The sequence below is a fragment of the Dyella sp. genome, from assembly GCF_035486915.1.
GTDB lineage: Bacteria > Pseudomonadota > Gammaproteobacteria > Xanthomonadales > Rhodanobacteraceae > Dyella_B.
The window spans coordinates 17,596-42,187 of record NZ_DATHMR010000105.1 but is presented as its reverse complement, the minus strand read 5'-3'; the positions used below and the strand labels follow the sequence as shown (position 1 = coordinate 42,187).

The window sequence follows — 24,592 nt, the reverse complement described above, 5'->3', positions numbered from 1 at the left end:
CTCCATGGCGATGGCCTTGAAGAAGTTGGCGTGACTGTCCATCCATGTTGTCACTTCGTAGGTTTGTCCAAGCGAATTGGCCAGTTCCAGGGCAATCGAGCGTGCATTGTCGAGATTGTCCAAGCTCAGGCGAATACCCGTAGGACCCATGATGCTTTTCAGCTTTTCGGCATTGCCGATGCTGATAAGACCCAGGCCAGAGTCGAACTCCTCCATGCCCATTTCGAAGATGCCGCTAACGGTAAACGCGCGGATTCGAGGTGTAGCGCCCGTGAGCGGGTTGGAGGTGACTTGCGGCACGACGAGGATAACGCGATCGCCAAGGCCAACACCTAATTGCAGCGCCAGATCCTTACCGAGAATGATGTTCCAGCCGTCGGAGTTCAGCGAATCGAACGATCCGTCCACCATGTGCTGGTTGATGTTGGAAACTTTCGGCTCTTGCGACGGATCGATACCGCGCACGATGGCGCCCGTGGATCGCTGCGCCTGCATGAACGTTTGAATCTCCACGTACGGCGCAGCCCCCTTCACATGAGGGTTGCCGTCAACTGCCTTCATGGCAAACTGCCAGTTCTGCAGGCTTTCGCCGCCGACGCTGGACACCGTGGCGTCCGAGATCGCACCAAGAATGCGCGAGCGCAGCTGGTAGTCGAAGCCATTCATCACCGACATCACCGTGATCAACGCCATCACGCTGATCGTGATGCAGATAATCGATACGGACGAAATGAAGGAGATGAACTGGTTGCGCCGTTTGGCGCGGGTGTAACGCAGGCCTACGAAAAGCTCGAGCGGTCGGAACATGGAGGATTCGCTTGTGGAATTCGGGTGACGGGCCGCCCGGATGCCCGATGATCAGCAATCATCGTGGAATCCCTGAGACCACGCCGAGCGCGCAGAGTGCCCGAAGCGCGGTAACCCGGCAACCGAGCGGTTACGCCACGCCTTCCCCCGCGGCCGCCTTCATGACCGCAAGACGCATGCGCAGGCGACGGCGGATATCCGCATCGCTGTTGTCGGGCATCAGCCAAAGGGTAAGTCTGCCATAGCGGGGGCTGCTAAGCCGCAGCAGAACCAGCGTGCCCATTACCTTGAAGGAGCGCAGCGACGCCGGTTCATCTGTGGCATCCACACCGCGCAAGGTCCAGCCGCTGGAATGGGCCCAACCGGCGGCACTCACGGGAGTGTGCAGTCGACGTAAGGCGCGCGTGCAAGCGATCGCGACAGCCAGAGCCACGACGACTTTCGCCCATGACGGCATGCCAGCTAAAGCCACCGCCAGAACGGCTATCGCACTGCCAGTAAGGAACAAACGGGCGGGCCAGCGCGAGGGCCGGTATTCAAAGCCGATGGCGGGCGCGGATGTCATCGATGATGGTTTGCCAGTCGGCTCGGGGTGCCTGGGCGTGTCCCATTACCCAATCCCACAGATCGGGGTCCTGCGCGTCGAGTAATTCTTCGAACGCCTGGCGTTGTGCCTCGTTGGCAACAGGAAAAGAGGTTTCAAGCCAACCGCCAAACAACGAATCGAGTTCGCGTGTACCGCGACGCGTGCGCCAGCGAAGACGTTTGATGCGATCGGCATCCATAAGAAACGCCTCAGTAAAAGCCCCTCTCCCGTTGGGAGAGGGGTTGGGGTGAGGGTACGAATCTTGAGACGACTGACAATCCACTCGTCGAGGGCGCACCCTCATCCGCCCTTCGGGCACCTTCTCCCGGAGGGAGAAGGGAAAAGCAGTTACGCCGAGCGGCGCTCCACGATCAACTTCTTGATCTCCGCAATCGCCTTGGCCGGATTCAAACCCTTCGGACACGTGCGAGCGCAGTTCATGATGGTGTGGCAGCGATACAGCTTGAACGGATCTTCCAGATCGTCCAGACGTGTCCCGGTGTCCTCATCGCGAGAATCGACGATCCAGCGATATGCCTGCAACAGAATGGCCGGGCCGAGGTAACGATCCCCGTTCCACCAGTAGCTTGGGCAGCTGGTCGAGCAGCACGCGCAAAGAATGCACTCGTACAAACCATCGAGCTTCTTGCGATCGTGCGGCGACTGCAAACGCTCACGATCCGGCGCAGCGCTTTGCGTGCGCAGCCATGGCTTGATCGATGCGAATTGTGCGTAAAAGTGCGTAAGGTCCGGCACAAGATCCTTCACCACCGGCATATGCGGCAGCGGATAGATCTTCACATCGCCCGCGGCGCATTCTTCAATGGCCCTGGTACAAGCGAGCGTATTGGTGCCATCGATGTTCATTGCGCACGAGCCGCAGATACCTTCGCGGCACGAACGACGCAGTGTCAGCGTCGGATCGATTTCGTTCTTGATCTTCAGCAAAGCGTCCAGAACCATCGGGCCGCAAGCGGCCAGATCGACTTCGTACGTGTCGATACGCGGGTTCTGGCCATCATCCGGCGACCAGCGATAGATGCGGAACGTACGCGGTTTCTTCGCGTCTTTCGCCGGAAAGTGCTTGCCCGGCTGGATCTTCGAATTCTTGGGTAGCGTGAACTCGGCCACGATTGCCTCTCCAGTCGGTAATGCTTAGTAGACGCGCTTCTTCGGCGGCACAACCTCGACATCTTTGGTCAAGGTGTACATGTGCACCGGGCGGAAATCGAAGCTGCTTTTGCCGTTATCGTCGACCTTGACGAGGGTATGCTTCATCCACTCGTGATCGTCGCGGTCCGGGAAATCTTCGCGTGCGTGCGCACCACGACTCTCATGGCGCTGTTCGGCGGACTGCATGGTCGCCACCGCCTGCGGAAGCAAGTTCGACAGCTCCAGCGTTTCGATCAGATCGGAGTTCCATACCATGGAACGGTCGCTGACCTTCACATCCTTGAACGAATCGTAGACTTCGCCGATCTTTTTGCTGCCTTCCTGCAGGGTTTCGCCGGTACGGAACACCGCAGCATCCTTCTGCATGGTGCGCTGCATGTCCATGCGAATCTGCGCCGTCGGCGTACTGCCATTGGCGTTACGCAGCGCATCGAAGCGCGAGAGCGCCTTGTCGAGCACGCTGGCGGGAAGATCTTTTTGCGACGAGCCCGGCTTGATGATCTCCGCGCAGCGATGTGCCACGGCGCGGCCGAAAACGACCAGATCGAGCAGCGAGTTGGAGCCCAGACGGTTGGCGCCATGCACCGAAACGCAGGCGGCTTCGCCGATGGCAAACAGACCCGGTACGACGGTGTCGACGTCGTCACCCTTCTTTTGCACCACTTCGCCGTGATAGTTGGTGGGAATACCGCCCATATTGTAGTGAACGGTTGGCAGAACGGGGATCGGTTCCTTCGTCACGTCAACGCCGGCAAAGATGCGTGCCGATTCGGCAATGCCCGGCAGGCGTTCGTGAATCACTTCGGCACCAAGGTGCATCAGGTTCAGATGCACATGGTCCTTCTGCTCGCCCACGCCACGGCCTTCGCGCACTTCGAGCGTGATGGCACGGCTGACGACGTCACGCGAAGCGAGGTCTTTCGCACTCGGCGCATAGCGCTCCATGAAGCGCTCGCCCTTGGAGTTGGTGAGATAACCACCTTCGCCACGCACGCCTTCGGTAATGAGCACGCCAGCGCCGTAAATACCCGTGGGATGGAACTGCACGAATTCCATGTCCTGCAGGGCAAGACCGGAGCGCAGCACCATGCCCCCACCGTCACCCGTGCAGGTATGGGCAGAGGTTGCGCTGAAGTAAGCACGGCCATAGCCACCCGTGGCCAGCACCACGGCCTGACCACGGAAGAAGTGCAGCGTACCCTCATTCATGTCGAGCGCGAGTACGCCGCGGCAAACACCCTCCTCATCGAAGATCAGATCGATGACGAAGTATTCGACAAAGAACGTGGCGTCATGCGCCAGCGCTTGCTGATAGAGCGTATGCAAAATCGCGTGACCCGTGCGGTCTGCCGCCGCGCAGGTACGTTGCGCCGTACCCTTGCCGTAATGCGTGGTCATGCCACCGAACGGACGCTGATAGATGCGGCCGTCGTCGGTGCGTGAAAACGGCACACCGTAGTGTTCCAGTTCGTAAATGGCCGGAATGGCTTCGCGACACATGTATTCGATGGCGTCCTGGTCACCCAACCAGTCCGAACCCTTGATCGTGTCGTAGAAATGAAAGCGCCAGTCGTCTTCGCCCATGTTGCCGAGCGCTGCGGCGACACCGCCCTGTGCGGCCACGGTGTGCGAGCGCGTCGGGAACACCTTGGTAATACAGGCGGCCTTCAGGCCCTTCTCGGCCAGACCGAACGTGGCACGCAGACCGGCACCACCGGCGCCGACCACGATGACGTCGTATTTGTGTTGTTGAATTTTATAGGCTTCCATAGGCCTCAGGCTCCCAATGCGATGCGCAGTACAGCCAGCGCGCCAGCCAGCACGCTCAGCACCGCGAGGAACTTAATTGCCACCATCAGGAAGATCTCCTTCCAGCGGGTGTGCACGTAATCTTCGATCACCACTTGCAGACCGAGCACGGCATGCCAGAACGCGGTGACGATAAAAGCTACCAGCAGAACGGCATTCCACGGCTTGGCGACGGTGGCGCGCGCTGTCGCGTAGTCGGCGTGCAACAGACCCAACACCAGGATGACGAACCACAATCCAAGAAGGATGAGACCGACAGCCGTGACGCGCTGCGTCCACCAGTGGCTCACACCGAACTGGGCCGAACCGAGCCCTCGCGCACGCTTGAGCGGGTTCTGCAAATCCTTGGGCAAATCTTTCGCATTCGTGCTCACGCGGCACCTCCGGCTGTCAGCACATAGGCCCAGACAAGCAGCGTCAGCACAATGCTGACGATGATGGAGAGCCAGCTGGAGCGCACAAATTGAGCGATGGCGTAACCGGCGCCGGCATCCTGGACCAAATGACGGATGCCGTTGCACAGGTGATAGAAGAGCGACCAGGTCCAGCCGATCATCAGGATCATGCCGAGCGGACTGCCCGTGCATACCTTGAACTGATTGAAGGCATCTTCGCCAGCGGCCAGCGAGAGCAAGCCCCACAGAACCATCAGCGTGCCCACCGCCAGGGCAATGCCGGTGGCACGATGCAAGATGGAAGTCACCATCTGCACTTGCCACTTATATATCTGTAGGTGCGGAGAAAGCGGTCGTTGCGTCTGTGCCATGGCGGCTATCCTGGGGTGGAATCGCTATGCCCACACCGCCACCTGTTCCCCTGCTGTCGCCGCGTCCACAACGCGGATCGCGCAGTGGATCAGAAGTCGATGCAGCGTCCGTTCTTCTCCCAATCGCCGTAGCGCGTGGGATCCGGTGCCGGTCGCCCGTCCTTTTCCTTTTCCTGCGATGGCGAAACAGGCGTGACAGCACGCTCCGTCTTGGCGGGATCAGAACCGGTTACGGGTTTGGAGGAAGTGTCGGGCATGGTTGGTATCGCTAAAAGCGTAATACTTGCGGCATAGCGGCACAACCAGTTGACGCGCGGTGCCAAGCGTTGCATGCCCTGGCGTGCGGCCTTGCACCATCGGCAAACCGACCCCATCTGCCCATACGCATGCCTACATCCAACCTCGCCCACGTTGTTTCGATCGAAGGCCCGGACGCCCTGGCCTTCGCGCACAACCAGTTCACCAGTCCGGTGACCAGCCTGTCGAATGGCCAATGGCAATTCAGCAGTTGGCTGGATGCACAGGGACGCGTGCGCGCACTCTTTCATCTCGCGCGATTGAGCGACGAGACGTTACTGCTCGTTTTACGTGGTGGCGACGCCCACGAATTTGCCGATGCATTGCGACGTTTCGTATTTCGTTCGCGCGTTACGCTGACAGCGAAAGAGGAAATGAAAATCGAACACGGCGCTGCGCTTCCGATGCATGTCGTCGATGCAGAAAACAATGTTTTTCGTTTCGGGTGTGGATCGCATTCCATGCACATTGGAAACGACGTTGCCGATGACGACACATGGCAAATCGCACAATTGCACGAAGGTTGGCCATGGCTTCCAAACAATGCATTGAACGAGTTGACGCCACCTTCTTTATCGCTGCATCGACTTGGCGCGATTGCACTCGATAAAGGCTGTTATCCAGGACAGGAAATTGTTGCGCGCTTGCATTATCGCGGCGGCAACAAGCGACACTTGCATCGCATCGAACTTTCAAAACACATGACTGATGGCACGCTATTGCAACGCGAAGATCGCGAATTTGTGCGATTGCTAACTGTTGTATCGCACAGTGAACGCATCGAATCACTTGCTGTCATAGCAGATGACGTTGCGCAAAACATCGCATCTCATTCAGAAAGCACAAGCGATAACGGTGTTGCGATAACACTGCTAAATGCTTGGCAAGACTGATAGTTACGATATTTATCGCATTGCCACGGCGTGATTGAAATGTGAACCAAACAGTGCGGGCACTTGCAAAGACAAAAATCCCCCACTAGATTTCGCCAAACTTTTTCCGGCACCCATCCAAGCCCGCAGGGTGCTGTTATACGCGACGAACCGGAGGGGTCCGGATCGGCGCGACCCGGCAGAAATTTTTGCCGGTGGACAATTCGCCGTATGCGCGAACACGCTGCAAGTAAGGGCTCATAGCCCGCAGCGTCAAAGCCAAATCAATGCCGACCGACATCGGACATGTCGGTCGATTTCGCTACGTTGTCGTAGCTAACCGTATGCATCACAAGTTTCGGTGCATGCGATTAATCCAGGTGGCACGGTCTGCCCGCCCGTCCACCGCAACTGCGCTTTGGCAAGCATGTTTTTGCCTCAAGCGTGACTGCAAGTTGGAGGCAGGTATGAAACTTTCCATGCTGTTGTGGCTGATGTCCGTACTGCCCCAACCGCTCGCAGACCAGACTTGTCTGGCGACCACCGTCTATCTGGAAGCACGTAGCCAGTCGACGATCGGTCAGATGGCCGTGGCAGAAGTTGCCATGCGTCGACGCGAACGCGGTCAATGGGGTGGCACGGTGTGCGATGTGGTGAAATCACCGCATCAATTTGCACTTACGACGACACCGCAATCCCAAGATGTCGACAATCTCCAGGCTTTCCAGAAAGCGTGGGACATTGCAGGTCAATCGATCATCAACTGGGGGCGCCCCGCTGACGAACGTCGCTTTTTTGTGCCGCGCGCCGATCACTTCGCCACCGTATCGGTATCGCCCGCGTGGTCGCGAAATCGCAACGCCATCACCATTGGCGATCACAAGTTCTACGCGATCAACTGACGGACTCAAGCAAAGCGCATAAAAAAGGCCCTCTTTCGAGGGCCTTTTATTTGGACGTCTAAACGGCTGATTCGAATCAGCGCGGATAAACCAGATTGTTGTTGATATAGACGTAGTCGCCAGGCCGCACCCCAGGATTTGGCATCTGGGTTACCGTTGCGTACTGGCCATTGTCCAGGCGAATCACAATCTGAAATGCCACCGAGGTGCCGCCCGGCTGGCTGTTTGCCGCACCAACCTGATTGCCGACCACGCCACCGACCACCGCGCCGCCAACGATAGCGGCCGTATTGCCGCGACCATGGCCAATTGTGCTGCCGAGGAGGCCGCCAGCCACTGCACCGATCACGGTGCCTACACCGCTGTTATTGGTGCCTTGTTGCTGCACATATACCTGCTGGACGCTCTGCACCACACCACATGTCGTGCAAACGTTCGGCGGCGGACCATATTGCGTCGAGCCACGGTAAGGCTGCGGCGTCTCGCATCCGGAAAGGGCCGCCAGTCCCACCATCAAACCTGCAAACAAACCCCACCTGATTGACTTGATTTTCACGACGACCTCCTGGTTGTTCGATTAATGCGCGTCCGGAACGGCGACACCGGTTTGGTCAACCTTGACCACGTTGCCTGGATCCTGATCCATGCGTGTAGTGCGCGTAACCCCGTTGTACACGTAAGTCACGTCATACGCGACGATATTACCGCCGGAATTTGCAACGGCGCTGCAACGATGTACGACAACGTTTTCGACCTTTTTATCCTGCTCGCTTTTCTCGATACGGTTGCCTGCGTAGCCGCCACCCACCGCACCGGCCGCGGTAGCGACCGCGTTACCCTTGCCGCCACCAACTAGGTGGCCAAGCAAGCCGCCTGCCACGGCACCGATGACCGTTCCTGCGATACGGTGCTTGTCTTTCGGGGGCACCTTCTTTTGAACCACTTCGTCGTGACAGACCTGTTGCGGAGCCGCAGCAGGATCGTTTACTGGCGTCACACTGACGACTTGCGCGAGCAACCCTTCATCGCCTGCCGGCGCCGCCTGCCCGCTGGCCACCACGCTGCTCGCCGCCGCAGCGGCTGCGGCACTGCTGCTGGCCGCGGCGCTACCCGTACCGTTATCGACCTGCTTGCTGCACGCCGTGATGCCCAAGGCGAACGTGGTGACAAGGCCAACGCAAAACGCATTCACCGCCAACTTGCCCATTTCTCAATCTCCTGCGCGAAAGCTATAGCGGCACAAGCCGCTTCCCCAAGGTATGTTATGCCGGTGAATTGAAACGCCGCACGGCTGAATAAGGGCTAGATCGATGACGGAACTGTCGATCGGCTCATAAGAAACGAGTACGGGATCCAACTTTTCACCATATCGCCATGCCACAGCTTGCTGACAGCCACGTACACCTGGACGATGCGCGCTTCGACGCCGACCGCGCCGCGGTTCTCCATCGCGCCCGCGCAGCCGGGGTAACGCTGCAAGTCGTGCCCGGCGTCGACGTGAAGAGCTGGGCGCGCATTCAAACGCTATGCACACCCGGCAGCGGACTTTTCCCGGCCTGGGGCCTGCACCCGATGTTCATGCATGTGCATCGCGACGAGGACCTAGCCACGCTATCGCAATGGCTCGAAGCGAAACGCCCCGTTGCCGTCGGAGAAATCGGCCTCGATTTCCATGAGAAAGATCACGACGCGGAACGGCAACGCGGCTACTTTCGCCAGCAACTGACGCTGGCGCGCGACTTTGACTTGCCAGTGATTCTTCATGCACGCGCAGCGATGGACGAAGTCACGACCACGCTGCGCCACTTGGGTGGCTTGCGCGGCGTCGTGCACAGTTTTTCCGGTAGCGAGCAGCAGGCCGAGCAGCTGTGGAGGATCGGCTTTCATCTGGGCATTGGCGGCCCGGTCACGTACGAGCGCGCTCAACGCCTGCGCAAGATCGTGGCGAAAATGCCCATTGAATACCTTCTGCTTGAGAGCGACGCGCCGGATCAACCGGGCGCCGCACATCGCGGTGAACGCAACGAGCCTTCCTATATCCCCGACGCGCTTCACTGCATCGCCACGCTTCGCGGCGAAGACCCTGCCAATGTCGCGGCAGCCACCACGGCAAACACGCGCCGCCTGTTCGGGATTAGCTGACTAGTCCATCAGTTTCGCGGGTAGACACTTGCCAAACGTGATATTTGCGTTGCACAATTTATTCCATCAGTGAAATATACACCGATGAAATGTCGCTAAGTTACGACCTACAGATGCTCGATGAGGGCATCGCGCGCGTCCGAAACATCATTCCGGAAATGCCGGAAGACGCCGCGCTGTGCCGCGTCATGTTGCTGATCAGCCAGCGCATGCATGAGCAGCTGGAAAACAAGCTCAAGCCTTTCAAGCTCAACGACAGCGAATTTCGCACGCTAATGATGTTGTTCTCGAAACCGGATGGTAGTTTCACACCCGGTGAACTTTGCGTATTCACCTCGCAAGGCGCGACCAACATGACGCGCATCGCCGATGCGCTGATCAAACGCGGCTTGATTACACGCGCACCCAGCGCCGAGGACAGGCGCCGCGTGTTGATGAAAATCACGGCGACGGGCAAGCGCTTCGTACTGAAGATGCTGCCCGAAATGTTCCCCAGCCTCCATCTTATTTTCGCTGGTTTCAGCGATGCAGACCGACGCAACCTGATGCGGCTTCTGCGCAAGCTTGCCTACAACCTCTGCCAACTCGAAAACGAAGCGGGTGATCCGCCATGAACGTCGTTTCGTCCCCCACCCTTTTACGGCTTCGGCCGCTGGCATTGCTGACGTTGTCTTTGACGATCGGTCTCGCCGGCTGCAATTTCATCCCTAAGAAAGTGCAGCACCCCGCGCTACGCGATGACGTACCGCTTGCCGGCTTGCATGTGCCCACTAAAGCGGGCTGGCCCGATTCCGATTGGTGGCGCGTGTACAACGATCCGCAGTTGGACAACCTCATCGCGATGGCAATGAAGCAGTCACCCGATCTCGCGCAAGCGCATTCGCGCGTACAGACGGCCGAGCAATCGGTGAAGGTGGCGGCCGCGCAAGCGGGTCTGAATATCAACGGCAATGCGCAGATCACGCGTCAGCGCATGAGCGATCACGGCCTGTTCCCGCCGTCCCTGCTCGGTTTCAACTGGTATAACCAGGCCGACCTAGGCATTCAGGCCGAATACGATTTCGATTGGTGGGGCAAGAAGCGCGAATCGATCGAGGCCGCGCTGGATCAGGCACATGCAGCCGAGGCGCAACGCAGTGCCGCAGCGCTGGAAATCCAGAATACCGTTGCCGATACCTATTTTGGCTGGCTTGCAGATGAAGCTCGCCTTCGTCTGGCACTTCAATCTGTCGCCCTCCAGCAACGCCTGCTGCAAATTGCCGAGCTGCGCGTAAAACAAGGCGTGGATTTGCCCGATACCTTCCAGCAGGCTCGCGCACAACTCGCCGGCACTCAGCAAATGGTGGTGACGCTGCAAGGTTCTATCGAGCTTCGCAAAGTGGTGCTCGCCGCGCTGGTTAACGTATCCCCCGCCGATCTTCCCGAGTTGCATCCGCATGCGTTGCCGAAAATCGAAGGCGCGTTGCCGGACAATGCACGCCTGGATTTGATAGCCCGTCGACCGGATATAGCAGCGAGCCGCTGGCAGGTCGAAGCTGCGCTCAAGCAAACCGATGTGGCGCGTGCCGAATTTTTCCCGGACGTCAGCATCAATGCGATGGCGGGGTTGTCCAGCACGAATCAGGGGGCACCGAAATTCCCCGGCTTGTCCGAGGGCAGCAGCGGCGATCTGGGCAACCTATTCGAGTGGGGCAGCCGCGTGTTCGGTATTACACCCGCCGTGCATCTTCCCATCTTTGAAGGCGGCCGCCTGAAAGCAAACTATGGTGCGAGCCGTGCACAGCTCGATGCAGCGATTGCGCAATACGATGTAACGGTGCGAGACGCCGCGCGTGATGTCGCCACGCAAGCCGTCACCGCACAACAGATTGCCGCACGCCGCACCAAGCAGGACACCGAAGTGCGCGCGAATAGCATGCTCGTTGCTACAGCGCACGCACGCGAGACTCGCGGCACCAAAGATGCACGCGAAAGCTTGGGCGCGGAATTGCAGTTGCTGCAGCAGCGCGATCAGGCGATCAGCCTGCACGCTCAGGCGCTGAGCACGGATCTGGCGCTAATCAAGGCGCTTGGTGGCGGCTATCGCTCCGATATCGATACGGTACCGCAGCCTGCCGCGCCTTCTTCCTCCTCCCCTACCGCTTCCACTTCGAATACCCCCGGAGCCCCCGCCCATGAGCGCTTCTGAGTCCTCCGTCGCCAAGGATGCCAAGGACAGCGGTCTCGCTGCCAAGGACCCCGCCAAGCGCAGCCGCGCTTTGTTCATTGTTGCTGCCGTTTTCGTGCTCGCAGGACTCACGTGGTTCCTGTTGTGGTTCTTCATTTTCTCGACGCGCGAAACCACTGATAACGCCTACGTTGGCGGTTACCAGGTTGCACTGTCGTCGCAGGTGTCCGGTACGGTTACGGCGATCATGACCGACGACACGCAGCACGTTGATGCAGGGCAAGTGCTGGTGAAACTCGATGGCACCGATGCGGATGTGCGCCTACGTCAAACCAGCAGCGCGCTTGCGCAAGCGGTGCGCCAGGTGCGCGAGCAGACGGATACCGTTACCGGCGCCGATGCCACCGTGGCGGCACGCGAAGTCGATGTGAGCAAGGCTGAAGCCGATCTGCAGCGACATATGCCACTCGTGGCCGCGCAGGCCGAATCGCCGGAAATCGTGCAGCACATGCGCGACAGCCTTGCACAGGCGCGTGCTGCGTTGGATCAGGCCAAAGCGCAGGCCAAGGCATCGCGTGCGTCGGTAGAAGGCACGGACATCGCCAACAATCCGTCGGTGTTGCAGGCACGCGCGAACTTTCGCGCCGCATGGGTCGCGGCACAACGCAATACGATCGTTGCACCCGTTACCGGTTACGTCGCGCAGCGCAGCGTACAGCTAGGTAGCAGCATCACGCCCGGTCAGCAGTTGATGACGATCATCCCGCTGCACAACCTGTGGATCGACGCGAACTTCAAGGAAAACCAGCTGCGTCACATTCGCATCGGCCAGCCGGTGAAGATCACGACGGATATCTACGGCAGCAGTGTCGAGTATCACGGCAAGGTGATTGGTCTCGGTGCAGGCACCGGCAGCGTCTTCTCTTTGCTGCCTGCGCAGAACGCGACAGGCAACTGGATCAAGGTCGTTCAACGCGTGCCCGTCCGCGTTGCGCTGAACAATGACGAGCTCGACAAGCATCCGCTACGCGTGGGCCTCTCGGCCGACGTCAAAGTCGACATCACCAACGACAATGGGCCTGTACTCGCTTCGGCGCCGCAACAACCGGTGGCACAAACCGATGTGTACGACCAAGTAGCGGCACAAGCTGACGCGGAAGCCGAAAAGATCATCCGCGCCAACCTCGGCAGTTCCGTTGACGCTTCCAAATAAATAAAACGAGTCCGGTGAGCCCGCATGGCCGTCACGCCCGATAACGCGGCACCCCCAAAGCCGCTGCACGGCACACCGCTGGTGTTGCTGACCATCGCAGTCGCGTTCAGCACCTTCATGGAGGTGCTGGACATGACCATCGTGAACGTCGCGGTGCCGCACATCTCCGGCAGCCTTGGCGTGAGCGCCAGCGAAGGTACGTGGACGATCAGTTCGTATTCGCTCGCCAGCGCGATCATGCAGCCACTCACCGGCTGGATTGCGCGGCGTTTTGGCGAAGTGCGCACGTTCTGCGTATCGGTCGCGCTGTTCGTCATCTTCTCGATGATGTGCGGCATGGCCACCAGCATGCCGATGCTGGTGATCGCTCGCCTGATGCAAGGCGCGGGCTCTGGCCCGATGGTGGCGCTTTCGCTGACGCTGCTGCTATCGAGTTATCCGAAAGAACGGCAAGGCATCGCACTCGCGCTATGGGCCATGACAGTAGTCGTCGCACCCATCTTCGGTCCGATTCTCGGCGGCTACATCACCGACAATCTTTCATGGCCCTGGATTTTCTACATCAACCTGCCGGTGGGCATCCTTGCCGCCATCATCACGTGGATGCTGCTGCACAAGCGCGAAACGAAGACGATGAAGGCGCCCATCGATGTGGTCGGTCTGTTCCTGCTCGTCGCCGGTGTGGGCTGCCTGCAGTTCATGCTGGACAACGGCAACGATCATGACTGGTTTGCATCGCCGCTGATCCTGACGCTCGGACTCACTGCGGTGGTATGCCTGGTCTTTCTGGTGGTGTGGGAGATCCATGCCAAACATCCGGTTGTGGACCTTACGCTGTTCAAGCAGCGCAATTTCACGATGGGGGTGATCAGCCTCTCGCTAGGTATGTTCGCCTTCTTCGGCATCAACGTGGTGTTTCCGCTGTGGTTGCAGACCACGCTGGGCTACACCGCAACCTGGGCAGGCTTGGCAAGTGCCCCCGTGGGGGTACTGGCATTCCTGCTGTCGCCGATTATTGGACGCAACATGCAGCGGTTCGACCTGCGCATGCTGGTGACATTCGCGTTCCTGATATTTGCGATCACGTCGTACTGGTTCTCGACCTTCGACAGCGCAGCGTCTTTTGCCACACTTATTGTGCCGCGCTTCGTAATGGGGTTGGCCATCCCCTGCTTCTTCATTCCACTGAATCAGATCTACCTGTCGGGGCTCCCTCCAACAGAGATCGCCAGCGCGTCAGGTCTTTCCAACTTCTTCCGTACGCTTGGCTCCAGCGTCTCGACGGCGGTCACTGTCACGCTGTGGCAGCACCGCGGTATCTATCACCACGCGACGCTGACCGAGTACGTCAGCTCCGCGCAACCTGGCGCCGCGCAATACATCCAGCAGCTGTCGCACATGAACATGGGCGCGAGCCAGCGGGTGGGCTTTATAGATCAAATCGTTACCCGCGAAGGCCTCACCCTGGCGGTGAACGACATCTTCTACATGTGCGCCATTTTGTTCATCTTGCTGATTCCGTTCATCTGGATGACCCGCCCGCCCTTCGGTTCGGCCGGCGGGGCCGCGGGACACTGAACGGAGCCGATTGCTGCACCCCGGGGTGCAGCATCGAAACGGCCCGCTGGCTGGTGCGGCGCAATACGTTCTGCTAGCGTGTGCCGCATGGCACAAGCAAACCGCATCATTAAAAAGTACCCGAACCGTCGACTCTACGACACGGAAATCTCCAGCTACATCACGCTGGAAGAGGTCCGTCAGCTGGTTCTGGATGGCGAACATTTCGAGGTCCGTGACGCCAAGTCCGGCGAGGACCTGACCCGCTCTGTCTTGCTGCAGATCATCTCTGAGCATGAGGAGAAAGGGCAGCCGATGCTGTCGCCCCAGCTCTTGAGTCAGATCATCCGTTTCTACGGTGACTCCTTGCAGGGATTCATGGGGCCGTATCTGGAGCGCAGCTTGCAGGTCTTCCTCGACCAGCAGCAGCAATTCCGCTCTCAGCTCAACAGCCTCATGGGCCAGACCCCATGGTCGCTGTTAAATGAGCTGACAGAGCGCAATCTGGATGCATGGAAATCGATGCAGCGCGGATTCCTCGACACTGCATCGCAAGCACAGCCCGCGAGTCAACCCACTCGTCCCGGCACCCCAGGCAAAAAGCCCGGTTAAATCGATTTAACCGTATTCCCGCTGCAGCACAGCACGTGTTGCCGCGCGGCATGCGTGGAAGGAATGATGTGATGACTTTGTCAACGTCCAACGCACGCGTCGCCGTGGTGACCGGTGGTATCGGTGGTATCGGCACGGAAATCTGCATGCGTCTGGCCGAGGCCGGACGGCAGGTGATTGCCGTGGATCTGGCCACGCGAAGCGACCGCATCGAAGCGTTCCGCGAGCATGTTTCCGCTTATAACGGCGCCATTCGGTTTGAGCCCTGCGACGTCAGCGACTTCAAAGCATGCGGCGGTCTGATCGAACACGTCGAGCGCAGCATTGGTCACGCGGACATCCTGATCAATGCCGCGGGCATCACGCGCGACACCAGTCTGCGCAAGATGGACCCGCAGCAATGGCACGATTTGATGCGCGTGAATCTGGATGGCGTATTCAATATGTGCCGTCACGTGGTCGACAGCATGACGACGCGTGGATTCGGCCGTATCGTCAATCTCAGCTCGGTGAATGGACAAACCGGTCAATTCGGGCAGACCAATTATTCAGCAGCCAAGGCCGGCGTACACGGTTTCAGCATGGCACTCGCTCGCGAAACCGCGCGCAAGGGCGTCACCGTGAATACGGTTTCGCCGGGCTACTGCGACACGCCGATGGTCGCCGCCGTCCCGCAGGACATTCGCCAGCAAATCATTTCGGACATTCCGGTGGGCCGCCTTGGCACACCGGCGGATATCGCCCGCGCCGTGGTGTTTCTGACCGCCGATGACGCTGGCTACATCACAGGCGCCAACCTGCCGGTAAACGGCGGGTATTTCATGAGCTTCTGAGAAATCGCTGCGGGCGTACTTGCGGTAAACGCCCAGTTGCGGAAAAGTGTCGTGCTTACCTCCACGGAATGCAGCATGACACGGCAATCCATCACTCTGATCGGCGGGGGCCTGGTAGGTGCTCTGCTCGCCCAGCTGCTCGCCAAGCGCGGATTTGCCGTGGAGGTTTTCGAAAAACGCCCCGATCCGCGTGTTGCGGGTTTTCTCGGTGGGCGCTCTATCAACCTCGCGCTGGCGGAGCGCGGCCTGCAAGCGTTGCGCACCGCCGGTCTGGCCGATGACGTGCTGCAGCGTGCCGTGATGATGCGCGGACGCATGGTGCACCCGCTCAACGTCACGCCGGGCTTGCAGCGCTACGGCGTCGATGACAGCGAAGTGATCTGGTCTGTCTCACGTGGCGGCCTCAACACCTTGCTGCTCGATGCTGCAGAAGCCGCTGGCGTGACATTTCACTTCGGTCAGTCGCTGGTTGACGCAGATCTCGATCAACGTCGCATCACGCTTGTCGATGAGAAAGGTGTAGAGCGCCATCACGACGCACCGATTCTGGTGGGTGCCGACGGCGCAGGCTCTGCACTACGTGCGGCGATGAACGATCACGCACCGCTGGGCATTCGTATCGAACCGCTCGGCCATGCGTATAAAGAACTGGAGATACCGCCAGCCGCCGGCGCCGACCGCTTTGCGATCGAACCCAATGCGCTGCATATCTGGCCGCGCGGCGGTTACATGTGCATCGCGCTGCCGAATACGGAAGGAAGCTTCACCGTCACGCTTTTTCTTCCGGCCCATGGCCCGCATCCGAGTTTCGATACGCTGCCCGACTCGGCCGCAGCATCCGCTTTTTTCCGCGAAGACTTCCCGGATCTGCTGCCGCAAATTCCGCACTTTGCCAAGGATTACGACGACCACCCGGTCGGCGCACTGTCCACGCTCTATCTCGATCGCTGGCACATCGATGACCGCGCTCTGTTAATCGGCGATGCCGCGCACGCCATCGTCCCCTTCCACGGGCAAGGCATGAATTGCGGCTTCGAAGACACGGTGGTGCTTGCCGATCTGCTTGCCGAATCCGGACGCGACGTGCGCGATGCCTTCGTCGAATTCCAACGCATTCGTCAGCCCAACGCGAACGCCATTGCGGCAATGGCGCTGGAAAACTACATCGAGATGCGCGACTCCGTGGCCGATCCGCATTACCTGGCCAAGCGCGAACTCGGCGCGCGTCTGGCCGAACGTGCGCCAAAGCACTTCATGGCGCGCTACCGCATGGTCACATTCACGCATCTTCCGTATGCGTATGTGTTCGAACGCGGCCGCGCGCAGGATACGCTGCTGGAACAATTGCTGCGCGGTTCGACGAGCGCCAACGACGTGGAACTCGACGCTGCCGTCAGCACGCTTGAAGCGACACTCCCTCCGCTACCGAAGCTACGCCATGGATGAAAAACTGATCGAGGCGTACCGGACCACCGATTACCGCGTCCGCCTGCCGCGCGGCGGCTGGATCAGCATCCACGTCGATGCTGCGCTTCCGGAGGAACTACTCCCGTGGACCGGCAAATACGCCTGGGCATTCATCACCGCGTGGAACCCGCACTCCGAAGTTCAGCCGCGCGCGCAGAACCATGCTGCGCAGCAATCATTGCTCATCGCCCTTCGCGAATTGCGGCAAACCGTCTGTGTCCGCCCCGGGATGGGTGTGGGTGAAAACTGGCGGGAACCGAGCTTTTTCGTGGTCGGCCCGGACCTTTTTGAAACCGACCGCTTTGCGCAGCAATTCCAGCAAAACGCCTATGTACACGGCCTGGGTACGAGCCCTGCCCGACTGCGCCTCACCGGTGGCAGCACGCCACATGGACAAGCCGGATAAGCATTGCCGACAATGCCGGGGATGACCGACGCCTCGCCAGCCAAGCCCCTGCTCCAAGCACGGGCGCTTACCTTCCATCGCCAGGACGAACCCGTGTTCGGCCCGCTGGATTTTTGTCTGGACGCCGGCGAACTCACGCTGATCGAAGGCGACAACGGCAGCGGCAAAACGACGTTGATGCGCATCCTCACCGGATTGCTGCGGCCAGAAGAAGGCGAACTTTATTGGCGCGGCGAACCGCTGACGTGGGATCGCTGCAGCGGCGAGGTCGTGTTCCTCGGCCACCAGCTGGGACTGAAAGCCGATCTGACGCCCCACGAAAACCTGCGCTTCGCCATCGGGCTGCACGGTCATCGCGAACACAGCCACATCGACGAAGCGTTGGCACGCGTTGGACTTGCCGGTTACGAAGACGAGCCGGTGCGCAAGCTGTCCGCCGGCCAGAAGAAGCGCGTTGCGCTTGCTCGTTTGCTGCTCATTCCTGCTGCACTGTGGTTGCTCGACGAACCGTACGCCAACCTCGATCGCACCGGCATCGAACTGGTCAATGGATTGCTCGAAGCCCACATCGCGCACGGTGGCGCCGCGCTGGTGACGAGCCACGGCGCGGTGCAATTCCACGGCGGCGAACCGCAGCGGATTCGCCTGCATGACTGACCGGCAACGTCCCGGACTCGGCCACGCCTGCATGGCTGTGTTACGGCGCGACCTCACCCTCGCATGGCGCCAGCGCGGCGACATGGCGTTGCCGGTGTTGTACGCACTGATCGTCACCTCGTTGTTTCCGTTCGCACTCGGTCCTGAAGATGCGCTGCTTCGGCGAATCGCCGGGGGTGCGGTGCTCGTGACGGTGCTGCTCGCCATGCTGCTCGCGCTCGACGCCATGTTCCGCAGCGATATCGAAGACGGCTCGCTCGAACAACTGATGCTCGCGCCACAACCGCTTGCACTGATGATGGGCATGAAGATCCTGGCGCATTGGATCGCCACCGCCGTGCCTCTGATCGTGATCGCCCCGCTGCTCGCCGGCATGCTGCATCTGCAGGCGACGGCGATGCCGGTGTTGCTGCTGGCCCTGCTCTTTGCCACCCCACTCCTGAGCCTGCTCGGCGGGGTGCTGGTGGCACTTACGGCCGGCACCCGGCGCTCTGGTATGCTCCTCGCCTTGATGCTGCTGCCGCTGTGTGTGCCGGTGGTGATCTTCGCCGCCGGGGCTCTGGCAGCCGCCCAGGAGGGGCTACCCTGGATCGCCCCTATCGCATGGCTGGGTGCAGCACTTGCCCTGGCTGTCGTGCTGGCACCGCTGGCCTGCGCCGCCGCACTCCGTATCGCGCTGGACTCTTAAAAACATGGCCAAGTGGATTCCCTTGTGGTTGCACAAGCTCAGCTCGCCGCCGGTGTTCTATGGCTTTGCGGGAAAGCTGCGGCCCTGGGCGATTGCGCTGGCGCTCATCCTCGGCGCGATCGCTCTTTATGGTGGCCTCGTCCTGGCGCCACCGGATTATCAGCAAGGCGACGATTACCGCATCATCTTCATCCATGTGCCGTGCGCATGGATGAGCCTTTTCATTTACGCCGTCATGGGTATCGCTGCGTTTATCGCACTGGTCTGGCGTATCAAGCTCGCTGAAATTGTCGCCATGGCATCGGCACCGATCGGTGCCGCGTTCACCTTCATCACGCTGGTCACCGGTTCGCTTTGGGGCGAGCGCATGTGGGGCACATGGTGGACGTGGGATGCGCGTCTTACTTCCGAACTCGTGCTGCTGTTTCTGTATCTGGGCGTGATCGGTCTTTACCACTCGTTTGAAGATCGCCGCCAGGGCGCGCGCACGGCCGCATTCCTTGCGCTGATCGGCATCGTCAACGTACCGATCGTGCATTTCTCGGTGAACTGGTGGAACACGTTGCATCAAGGCTCCACCATTCGTTTGCTTGGACCATCCACGATGGCATTTTCGATGATCTGGCCGCTGCTCACGATGATGGCGGCGACCAAGTTCTATTACATCGCTAGCCTCTTCGGCCGCACGCGCGCCGATCTCCTGTCACTGGAAAGTGGTAAGGATTGGGTGCGCGAGATCGTCGAGAAAGAGGTGCGAGGATGAGTGGCTCATTGCAATCGTTCTTGGCCATGGGCGGTTACGCCGCTTACGTGTGGCCTGCTTACGGGGTGTTCTTTGTCGTGCTGCTGATCGACTGGCTGGCGCCGCAATTCCGGCGTCGCCGAACGCTACGTGAATTGCGCGGGCGCATGGCACGACAAAACACCCGCCGAGAGCGCACTAACCAGAACTCCGCTACCTCTACCTGAGGGCGGCACAGCTTAACGAATCGCTCATGAATCCCACGCGCAAACGCAGGCTCACGATCATCCTCAGCATTCTCGGCGCCGCCATCGTGGCGTCTGCGCTGGTGGTCTATGCGTTGCAGCAGAACATGAATTACCTCTTCACCCCCAGCCAGGTGCAGGACGGCGACGCGACGCGCTACAAAAACTTCCGCCTTGGCGGCATGGTGAAAGCCGGCTCCATCCAGCGCAGCAACGATTCGCTCAAGGTCACCTTTACCGTGGTCGATGCAGGCGGGGTGATGCCCGTGGAATACACCGGCATTCTTCCGGATCTTTTCCGCGAGAACCAATCCGTCATCGCGACAGGCCACATGGACGGAGCGCGCTTTGTCGCGACAGAAGTGCTGGCCAAGCACGACGAAACCTATATGCCCAAAGAACTGAAAGACGCGATGGCGAAAGCGCATCAGGGCAAGCACATCGACGAATCGGCAGCGCAGGACAAGCCACAGCTATGACACCTGAATTGGGTCAACTTGCACTGATCCTTGCGCTGCTACTCGCGCTGGCGCAGAGCGTCCTTCCGCTAATCGGCGCATGGCGTGGCAACAACGCATTGATGGCTGTCGCACGACCCGCGGCGGCCGGACAGGCTGTATTCGTCGGCTTGGCATTCTTCATTCTCGTATGGGCGTTCCTGCATTTCGATTTCTCGGTGCAATACGTCGCCGACAACTCCAACCTGCAGTTGCCCTGGTATTACCGCATCGCCGCGGTGTGGGGCGCGCACGAAGGCTCGATGTTGTTGTGGGTATTGATCCTCAACGTATGGACCGTGGCGCTCGCGCTTTTCAGCAAGTCATTGCCCGATGTATTTGTCTCGCGCGTACTGGCCGTGCTCGGCATCATTTCCGTCGGATTCCTCTGCTTCATTCTTTTCACGTCCAACCCGTTCGGACGTTTGTTGCCCATGCCGCCGGATGGCGCGGATCTCAATCCGATCCTGCAAGACCCCGGCATGACGTTCCATCCGCCCGTGCTCTACATGGGTTACGTGGGTTTCTCTGTAGCCTTTGCGTTTTCGATTGCCGCGTTGCTCGGCGGTTCGATGGAGCAATCCTGGGTACGCTGGGCGCGTCCGTGGACGAACGCGGCGTGGGGGTTTCTGTCCTGCGGCATCGTGGCGGGAAGCTGGTGGGCGTACTCGGAACTAGGCTGGGGTGGCTGGTGGTTCTGGGACCCGGTTGAGAATGCCAGTTTCATGCCGTGGCTGGTTGGCGTAGCGTTGATTCACGCGCAAGCCGTCACGGAAAAGCGCGGCTCGCTGCGTGCGTGGACGATTTTGCTGTCGCTGTTTGCGTTCTCGCTTTCCTTGCTCGGCACCTTCCTGGTGCGCTCGGGCATTCTCACCTCGGTGCATGCCTTCGCTTCCGATCCGCGACGCGGCACCTACATTCTCTGTTTCCTTGCGTTGGTGGTAGGCGGATCGCTGCTGCTCTATGCGTTGCGCGCGCCCAAAGTTGCGGGCGGCAAAGCGTTTGCGCTGATCTCGCGCGAAAGCGCGATTCTGGTCGGCAACCTGATGTTCACCGTTGCGGCAGCGATGGTGTTGCTTGGTACGTTGTTCCCGTTGTTGGGCGATGCCTTGGATATAGGCAAGGTCTCGGTGGGGCCGCCCTACTTCGGCTTGCTGTTTCCGCTGCTGATGCTCCCGGTGATGTTGCTGCTGCCTTTCGGCCCGTTTCTGCGCTGGGGCAAAAGCGACACGTCGGTTCTTTCTCAAGTGCTGACTCGCGCAGGCATTGCCGCTGCGGCGTGTGCCGTTATTGCGGCGTTCTTCGTACACGGACAACTGAAGTCGATTGCAGGCGTCGCATGCGCCGCCTGGGTTGCCGTTGGAATCGTGCTTTACATGGCGAAACGCTGGCGCGAGATGCCGCGCGGGCGTCGTTATCCCGCTGAAATGGCTGGGATGCTTCTTGCGCATTTTGGCGTAGCACTCTTTGTGATCGGCGTGCTGCTTTCCGAATCCCTCAGCGTTACGCGCGATGTGCGCCTAAGTCCCGGACAAACCGCCACGGTGGGCGGCTACGAATTCCGTTTCGATGGCGTCACGCAAACGACCGGCCCGAATTGGGTCGCCGAACAAGGCGTGGTAACGGTGATGCGCAACGGTTCGCTTGTCGCCGACATGCACCCGCAGAAGCGCACGTATTCGCATGAACAAGTGCAAACGACATCGGCGGTCGATCCGGGCATTACACGCGACCTATACGTCGCGCTGGGTGAGCCGATGGATCCGAATCATGTCGAAGGTGCGTGGGCGTTGCGCCTCTACACCAAACCCTTTATTCGTTGGATCTGGGGTGGCGGTCTTTTCATGATGCTGGGTGGCTTTGTCAGCGCGGCGGATCGCCGTTTCCGCGTCAAGCGCGAGACGGAGGCTGCGCAAACGATCCTGACACCTGTGCGGGAATCGCAGGCATGAGCCGCCTCGTTCCTTTCTTCGCTTTTGTGCTGCTCGCGGCATTGCTTGGCTTTGGCATCTGGTGGAACAGTGCGCACGATCCGACCGCTGTTCCATCGCCGTTGATCAACAAGCCTGCGCCGGCCTTTGTGTTGCCGAAACTGGATGACCCCAGGCAGATGGTCAGCAAGGATTCGATGCTGGGCAAACCCTATCTGGTCAATGTGTTTGCCAGTTGGTGCTTTGCGTGCGGCGAAGAACATCCAGTGTTGATGGCGCAATCCAAACAGCTTGGCATTCCGGTCATCGGTTACGACTACAAGGATGAGGCCGCCGATGCAAAGGCATGGCTCGGCCAGCACGGCAATCCGTACGACGTGGTAATCACCGATCAATCCGGCCACACGGCCATCGACTTCGGTGTGTATGGCGCACCGGAAACGTTTCTTATCGATGGCAAGGGCGTGATTCGCTACAAGCGCATCGGGCCGCTTACGCCGGATGTCATCGCGCAACAGCTCATGCCTGCGATTGCGACACTGGAAAACGCGCCGTGATGATACGGCTCATCGCAAACTTCCTGACTGATTCCTCTCCCTTCGGGAGAGGGTGCCGGCAGGCGGGTGAGGGTTCGATCAGAGCGCGAAATCCGAGTTGTCCGAAAGATATGAGTGACCCGCTTCGAGCGCACCCTCACCCCCATCCCTCTCCCAAAGGGAGTGGGGTTAAGGTATGCAGCGCGCTCATCGCTTTAATGGCGTTGCTGATGATCACGAGCAGCATCGCCGCGGCACAAGCTATCGATCCTCTCCCGTTCCGCGATCACGCCGAAGAACTGCGCTTCCAACACCTTACCGGCGAACTGCGCTGCCTGGTCTGCCAGGATGAAAACCTCGCCGACTCCAACGCGGATTTCGCGCGCGACCTGCGCCATAAGGTGTTCGAGTTGATGCAGGAAGGTAAAAGCGATGCCGAGATCAAACAGTATCTGGTCGATCGCTACTCCGATTTCGTGTTGTACGACCCGCCGGTCAATACACATACCTGGCTGCTGTGGTTCGGACCGTTGTTGATCCTGATCGCGGGCGGCTTCGTTGTCGGATACACCATCCGCAAACGCAGCCATGCCGGAACACCCACCGCACCGACCGATAATGGGGACGATTGGTGAAGTTCGCTTTCTACATTGCCGCCGCAGTGATGATCGCTGTGGCGCTCGCGCTCCTGTTGATTCCCTTATTGCGACATGGCCGGCGAGCCGGCCGATCACGCGGCGTGTTTGTGCTGATGCTCGTCATCGCGCTGATTGTTCCGCTGGGGGTGGCGGGTGTGTACCGGCTAGTTGGGACGCCGTCCACGATCGATAATGTGCCCACGCAGGCGCAGGCGGGGATGGACATCCACAAAGCGCTCGACGAGTTACGTGCGCATCTGGTCGCCGCTCCCAAAGATGCACAGGGCTGGCTGCTGCTGGCGCAAGCCGAAACGGAGATGCAGCAGCCCGATCAAGCGCGCGATGCGTACGATCATGTGCTGCAGCTGACGCCCAACGACACCAATGCGATGGTTGGCTGGGCCGAGGCCGAGGCGGCGTCACGCACTGATCATCGCATCGAAGGCCGCGCTCGCGATCTGTTGCTGCAAGCGGTGAAGCTTGCTCCGAACAATCAACGCGGACTCTGGTTGCTGGGCATCAGCGATTTCCAGGAGGGCCAATACGCCGACGCCGCCGCAATATGGCGCTTGCTGCAACCACAATTGCAGCCGGGCTCCACCGTGGCGCAAGCCGTCGCACAGCAGATCGCACTGGCCGACGCGCGCGTAAATGGCAAGCCCGAGGGCACCAATGCCGCAGCGCAATCGGGCGGCACGCAAGGCCCCGCTTTGCGGGTGAACGTCTCTCTGGCACCAGCGCTCACGACCAAGCTCGCAGCGGGCGATACGCTCTTCGTCTACGCTCGGGCAGAAAACGGGCCGCCTATGCCAGTCGCCGTTGCACGCCTGGATGCAAGCAAGCTTCCAACGACGGTGACGCTCACCGACGCCATGAGCATGGTGCCGACGATGAAACTATCGTCTATGCCACAGGTTTTCGTCGGCGCTCGAATCAGCCATAGTGGACAGGCTATCGCGCAAATCGGCGACCTCGAAGGGAACGCGGGCGTCGTTGCGGTGGACAGCAAGAAACCCATCCGCATCGTGATCGACAAAGTGCATAACTAG

General features: G+C 59.8%; 30 protein-coding genes. 20 read left to right on the top strand and 10 right to left on the bottom strand.

Annotated elements, in window-relative coordinates; all coding sequences use genetic code 11:
* The 8 genes from VK725_RS08670 to VK725_RS08635 all read right to left on the bottom strand — a co-directional run.
* Positions 1-807, bottom strand: an 807-nt coding sequence (locus VK725_RS08670) for an ABC transporter permease (RefSeq protein WP_325317661.1), incomplete at its 3' end; no start/stop codon positions are given.
* A gap of 130 nt (positions 808-937) precedes the next feature.
* Positions 938-1,372: a protein YgfX gene (locus VK725_RS08665; RefSeq protein ID WP_325317660.1), complete on the bottom strand. Its 435-nt coding sequence runs from the start codon at positions 1,370-1,372 to the stop codon at positions 938-940.
* A complete protein-coding gene (locus tag VK725_RS08660; protein ID WP_325317659.1) occupies positions 1,344-1,592 on the bottom strand; it encodes a succinate dehydrogenase assembly factor 2 in 249 nt (82 codons plus the stop codon). Before VK725_RS08660 ends, VK725_RS08665 begins: the two co-directional genes overlap by 29 nt.
* Before the next feature lie 149 nt (positions 1,593-1,741).
* Entirely contained in the window at positions 1,742-2,524 is a 783-nt protein-coding gene (locus tag VK725_RS08655) for a succinate dehydrogenase iron-sulfur subunit (RefSeq protein ID WP_325317658.1), read from the bottom strand.
* Between the two features lie 24 nt (positions 2,525-2,548).
* Positions 2,549-4,336, bottom strand: coding sequence for a succinate dehydrogenase flavoprotein subunit (gene sdhA / locus VK725_RS08650; protein ID WP_325317657.1), 1,788 nt, complete (start codon positions 4,334-4,336; stop codon positions 2,549-2,551).
* A 5-nt stretch (positions 4,337-4,341) separates the two neighbouring features.
* Positions 4,342-4,749 carry a succinate dehydrogenase, hydrophobic membrane anchor protein gene (gene sdhD / locus VK725_RS08645; RefSeq protein ID WP_325317656.1) on the bottom strand — a complete coding sequence of 136 codons (408 nt, stop codon included), beginning with the start codon at positions 4,747-4,749 and terminating at the stop codon, positions 4,342-4,344.
* Positions 4,746-5,141, bottom strand: a complete 396-nt coding sequence (gene sdhC, locus VK725_RS08640) for a succinate dehydrogenase, cytochrome b556 subunit (protein ID WP_325317655.1) — start codon at positions 5,139-5,141, stop codon at positions 4,746-4,748. The genes sdhD and sdhC overlap by 4 nt, the downstream gene beginning before the upstream one ends.
* Positions 5,142-5,230: 89 nt before the next feature.
* Positions 5,231-5,398 (bottom strand): DUF1674 domain-containing protein, encoded by a 168-nt coding sequence (locus tag VK725_RS08635; RefSeq protein WP_325317654.1) that lies wholly within the window; start codon positions 5,396-5,398, stop codon positions 5,231-5,233.
* Between the two features lie 129 nt (positions 5,399-5,527).
* Between VK725_RS08635 and VK725_RS08630 the strand changes: the two genes are divergently transcribed.
* Together VK725_RS08630 and VK725_RS08625 are read left to right on the top strand one after the other, a co-directional pair.
* On the top strand, positions 5,528-6,331 hold the full coding sequence (locus VK725_RS08630; RefSeq protein ID WP_325317653.1) for a folate-binding protein: 804 nt from the start codon (positions 5,528-5,530) through the stop codon (positions 6,329-6,331).
* A 446-nt stretch (positions 6,332-6,777) separates the two neighbouring features.
* Positions 6,778-7,212: a cell wall hydrolase gene (locus VK725_RS08625; protein ID WP_325317652.1), complete on the top strand. Its 435-nt coding sequence runs from the start codon at positions 6,778-6,780 to the stop codon at positions 7,210-7,212.
* 76 nt (positions 7,213-7,288) lie between these two features.
* On the opposite strand, the gene VK725_RS08620 is transcribed toward VK725_RS08625, so the two are convergent.
* Together VK725_RS08620 and VK725_RS08615 are read right to left on the bottom strand one after the other, a co-directional pair.
* Complete coding sequence (locus VK725_RS08620; protein WP_126672857.1) at positions 7,289-7,768, bottom strand: glycine zipper 2TM domain-containing protein; 480 nt, start codon at positions 7,766-7,768, stop codon at positions 7,289-7,291.
* A gap of 21 nt (positions 7,769-7,789) precedes the next feature.
* Positions 7,790-8,419: a glycine zipper 2TM domain-containing protein gene (locus VK725_RS08615; RefSeq protein ID WP_325317651.1), complete on the bottom strand. Its 630-nt coding sequence runs from the start codon at positions 8,417-8,419 to the stop codon at positions 7,790-7,792.
* 167 nt (positions 8,420-8,586) lie between these two features.
* Here VK725_RS08615 and VK725_RS08610 point away from each other — a divergent pair, with 167 nt between their 5' ends.
* The 18 genes from VK725_RS08610 to VK725_RS08525 all read left to right on the top strand — a co-directional run bounded on the left by VK725_RS08610 (position 8,587) and on the right by VK725_RS08525 (position 24,592).
* Positions 8,587-9,354 carry a TatD family hydrolase gene (locus VK725_RS08610; RefSeq protein WP_325317650.1) on the top strand — a complete coding sequence of 256 codons (768 nt, stop codon included), beginning with the start codon at positions 8,587-8,589 and terminating at the stop codon, positions 9,352-9,354.
* 89 nt (positions 9,355-9,443) lie between these two features.
* Positions 9,444-9,968 carry a MarR family winged helix-turn-helix transcriptional regulator gene (locus VK725_RS08605; protein ID WP_325317649.1) on the top strand — a complete coding sequence of 175 codons (525 nt, stop codon included), beginning with the start codon at positions 9,444-9,446 and terminating at the stop codon, positions 9,966-9,968.
* The gene (locus VK725_RS08600) at positions 9,965-11,542 is read left to right on the top strand and encodes an efflux transporter outer membrane subunit (RefSeq protein ID WP_325317648.1); all 1,578 of its coding nucleotides are present in this window, start codon (positions 9,965-9,967) and stop codon (positions 11,540-11,542) included. The genes VK725_RS08605 and VK725_RS08600 overlap by 4 nt, the downstream gene beginning before the upstream one ends.
* Positions 11,529-12,734 carry an efflux RND transporter periplasmic adaptor subunit gene (locus tag VK725_RS08595; protein ID WP_325317647.1) on the top strand — a complete coding sequence of 402 codons (1,206 nt, stop codon included), beginning with the start codon at positions 11,529-11,531 and terminating at the stop codon, positions 12,732-12,734. The genes VK725_RS08600 and VK725_RS08595 overlap by 14 nt, the downstream gene beginning before the upstream one ends.
* Positions 12,735-12,758: 24 nt before the next feature.
* Positions 12,759-14,312, top strand: coding sequence for a DHA2 family efflux MFS transporter permease subunit (locus tag VK725_RS08590; RefSeq protein ID WP_325317646.1), 1,554 nt, complete (start codon positions 12,759-12,761; stop codon positions 14,310-14,312).
* 87 nt (positions 14,313-14,399) lie between these two features.
* Positions 14,400-14,903: a polyhydroxyalkanoate synthesis repressor PhaR gene (phaR, locus tag VK725_RS08585; RefSeq protein ID WP_325317645.1), complete on the top strand. Its 504-nt coding sequence runs from the start codon at positions 14,400-14,402 to the stop codon at positions 14,901-14,903.
* 71 nt (positions 14,904-14,974) lie between these two features.
* Positions 14,975-15,736, top strand: coding sequence for an acetoacetyl-CoA reductase (gene phbB, locus VK725_RS08580; protein ID WP_325317644.1), 762 nt, complete (start codon positions 14,975-14,977; stop codon positions 15,734-15,736).
* A 75-nt stretch (positions 15,737-15,811) separates the two neighbouring features.
* Complete coding sequence (locus VK725_RS08575; protein WP_325317643.1) at positions 15,812-17,182, top strand: NAD(P)/FAD-dependent oxidoreductase; 1,371 nt, start codon at positions 15,812-15,814, stop codon at positions 17,180-17,182.
* Entirely contained in the window at positions 17,175-17,609 is a 435-nt protein-coding gene (locus tag VK725_RS08570) for a DUF3293 domain-containing protein (protein WP_325317642.1), read from the top strand. The genes VK725_RS08575 and VK725_RS08570 overlap by 8 nt, the downstream gene beginning before the upstream one ends.
* Positions 17,610-17,630: 21 nt before the next feature.
* Positions 17,631-18,266 (top strand): cytochrome c biogenesis heme-transporting ATPase CcmA, encoded by a 636-nt coding sequence (ccmA, locus tag VK725_RS08565; RefSeq protein ID WP_325317641.1) that lies wholly within the window; start codon positions 17,631-17,633, stop codon positions 18,264-18,266.
* Positions 18,259-18,954, top strand: a complete 696-nt coding sequence (ccmB, locus tag VK725_RS08560; protein ID WP_325317640.1) for a heme exporter protein CcmB — start codon at positions 18,259-18,261, stop codon at positions 18,952-18,954. Before ccmA ends, ccmB begins: the two co-directional genes overlap by 8 nt.
* Positions 18,955-18,958: 4 nt before the next feature.
* Positions 18,959-19,717 (top strand): heme ABC transporter permease, encoded by a 759-nt coding sequence (locus tag VK725_RS08555; protein ID WP_325317639.1) that lies wholly within the window; start codon positions 18,959-18,961, stop codon positions 19,715-19,717.
* An 8-nt stretch (positions 19,718-19,725) separates the two neighbouring features.
* Positions 19,726-19,923 (top strand): heme exporter protein CcmD, encoded by a 198-nt coding sequence (gene ccmD, locus VK725_RS08550; protein ID WP_325317663.1) that lies wholly within the window; start codon positions 19,726-19,728, stop codon positions 19,921-19,923.
* Between the two features lie 26 nt (positions 19,924-19,949).
* Complete coding sequence (gene ccmE / locus VK725_RS08545) at positions 19,950-20,420, top strand: cytochrome c maturation protein CcmE (RefSeq protein ID WP_325317638.1); 471 nt, start codon at positions 19,950-19,952, stop codon at positions 20,418-20,420.
* The gene (locus tag VK725_RS08540; protein WP_325317637.1) at positions 20,417-22,390 is read left to right on the top strand and encodes a heme lyase CcmF/NrfE family subunit; all 1,974 of its coding nucleotides are present in this window, start codon (positions 20,417-20,419) and stop codon (positions 22,388-22,390) included. The genes ccmE and VK725_RS08540 overlap by 4 nt, the downstream gene beginning before the upstream one ends.
* On the top strand, positions 22,387-22,926 hold the full coding sequence (locus tag VK725_RS08535) for a DsbE family thiol:disulfide interchange protein (RefSeq protein WP_325317636.1): 540 nt from the start codon (positions 22,387-22,389) through the stop codon (positions 22,924-22,926). The genes VK725_RS08540 and VK725_RS08535 overlap by 4 nt, the downstream gene beginning before the upstream one ends.
* A 209-nt stretch (positions 22,927-23,135) precedes the next feature.
* The gene (locus tag VK725_RS08530; protein ID WP_414648471.1) at positions 23,136-23,540 is read left to right on the top strand and encodes a cytochrome c-type biogenesis protein; all 405 of its coding nucleotides are present in this window, start codon (positions 23,136-23,138) and stop codon (positions 23,538-23,540) included.
* Positions 23,537-24,592 carry a tetratricopeptide repeat protein gene (locus VK725_RS08525; RefSeq protein WP_325317634.1) on the top strand — a complete coding sequence of 352 codons (1,056 nt, stop codon included), beginning with the start codon at positions 23,537-23,539 and terminating at the stop codon, positions 24,590-24,592. The genes VK725_RS08530 and VK725_RS08525 overlap by 4 nt, the downstream gene beginning before the upstream one ends.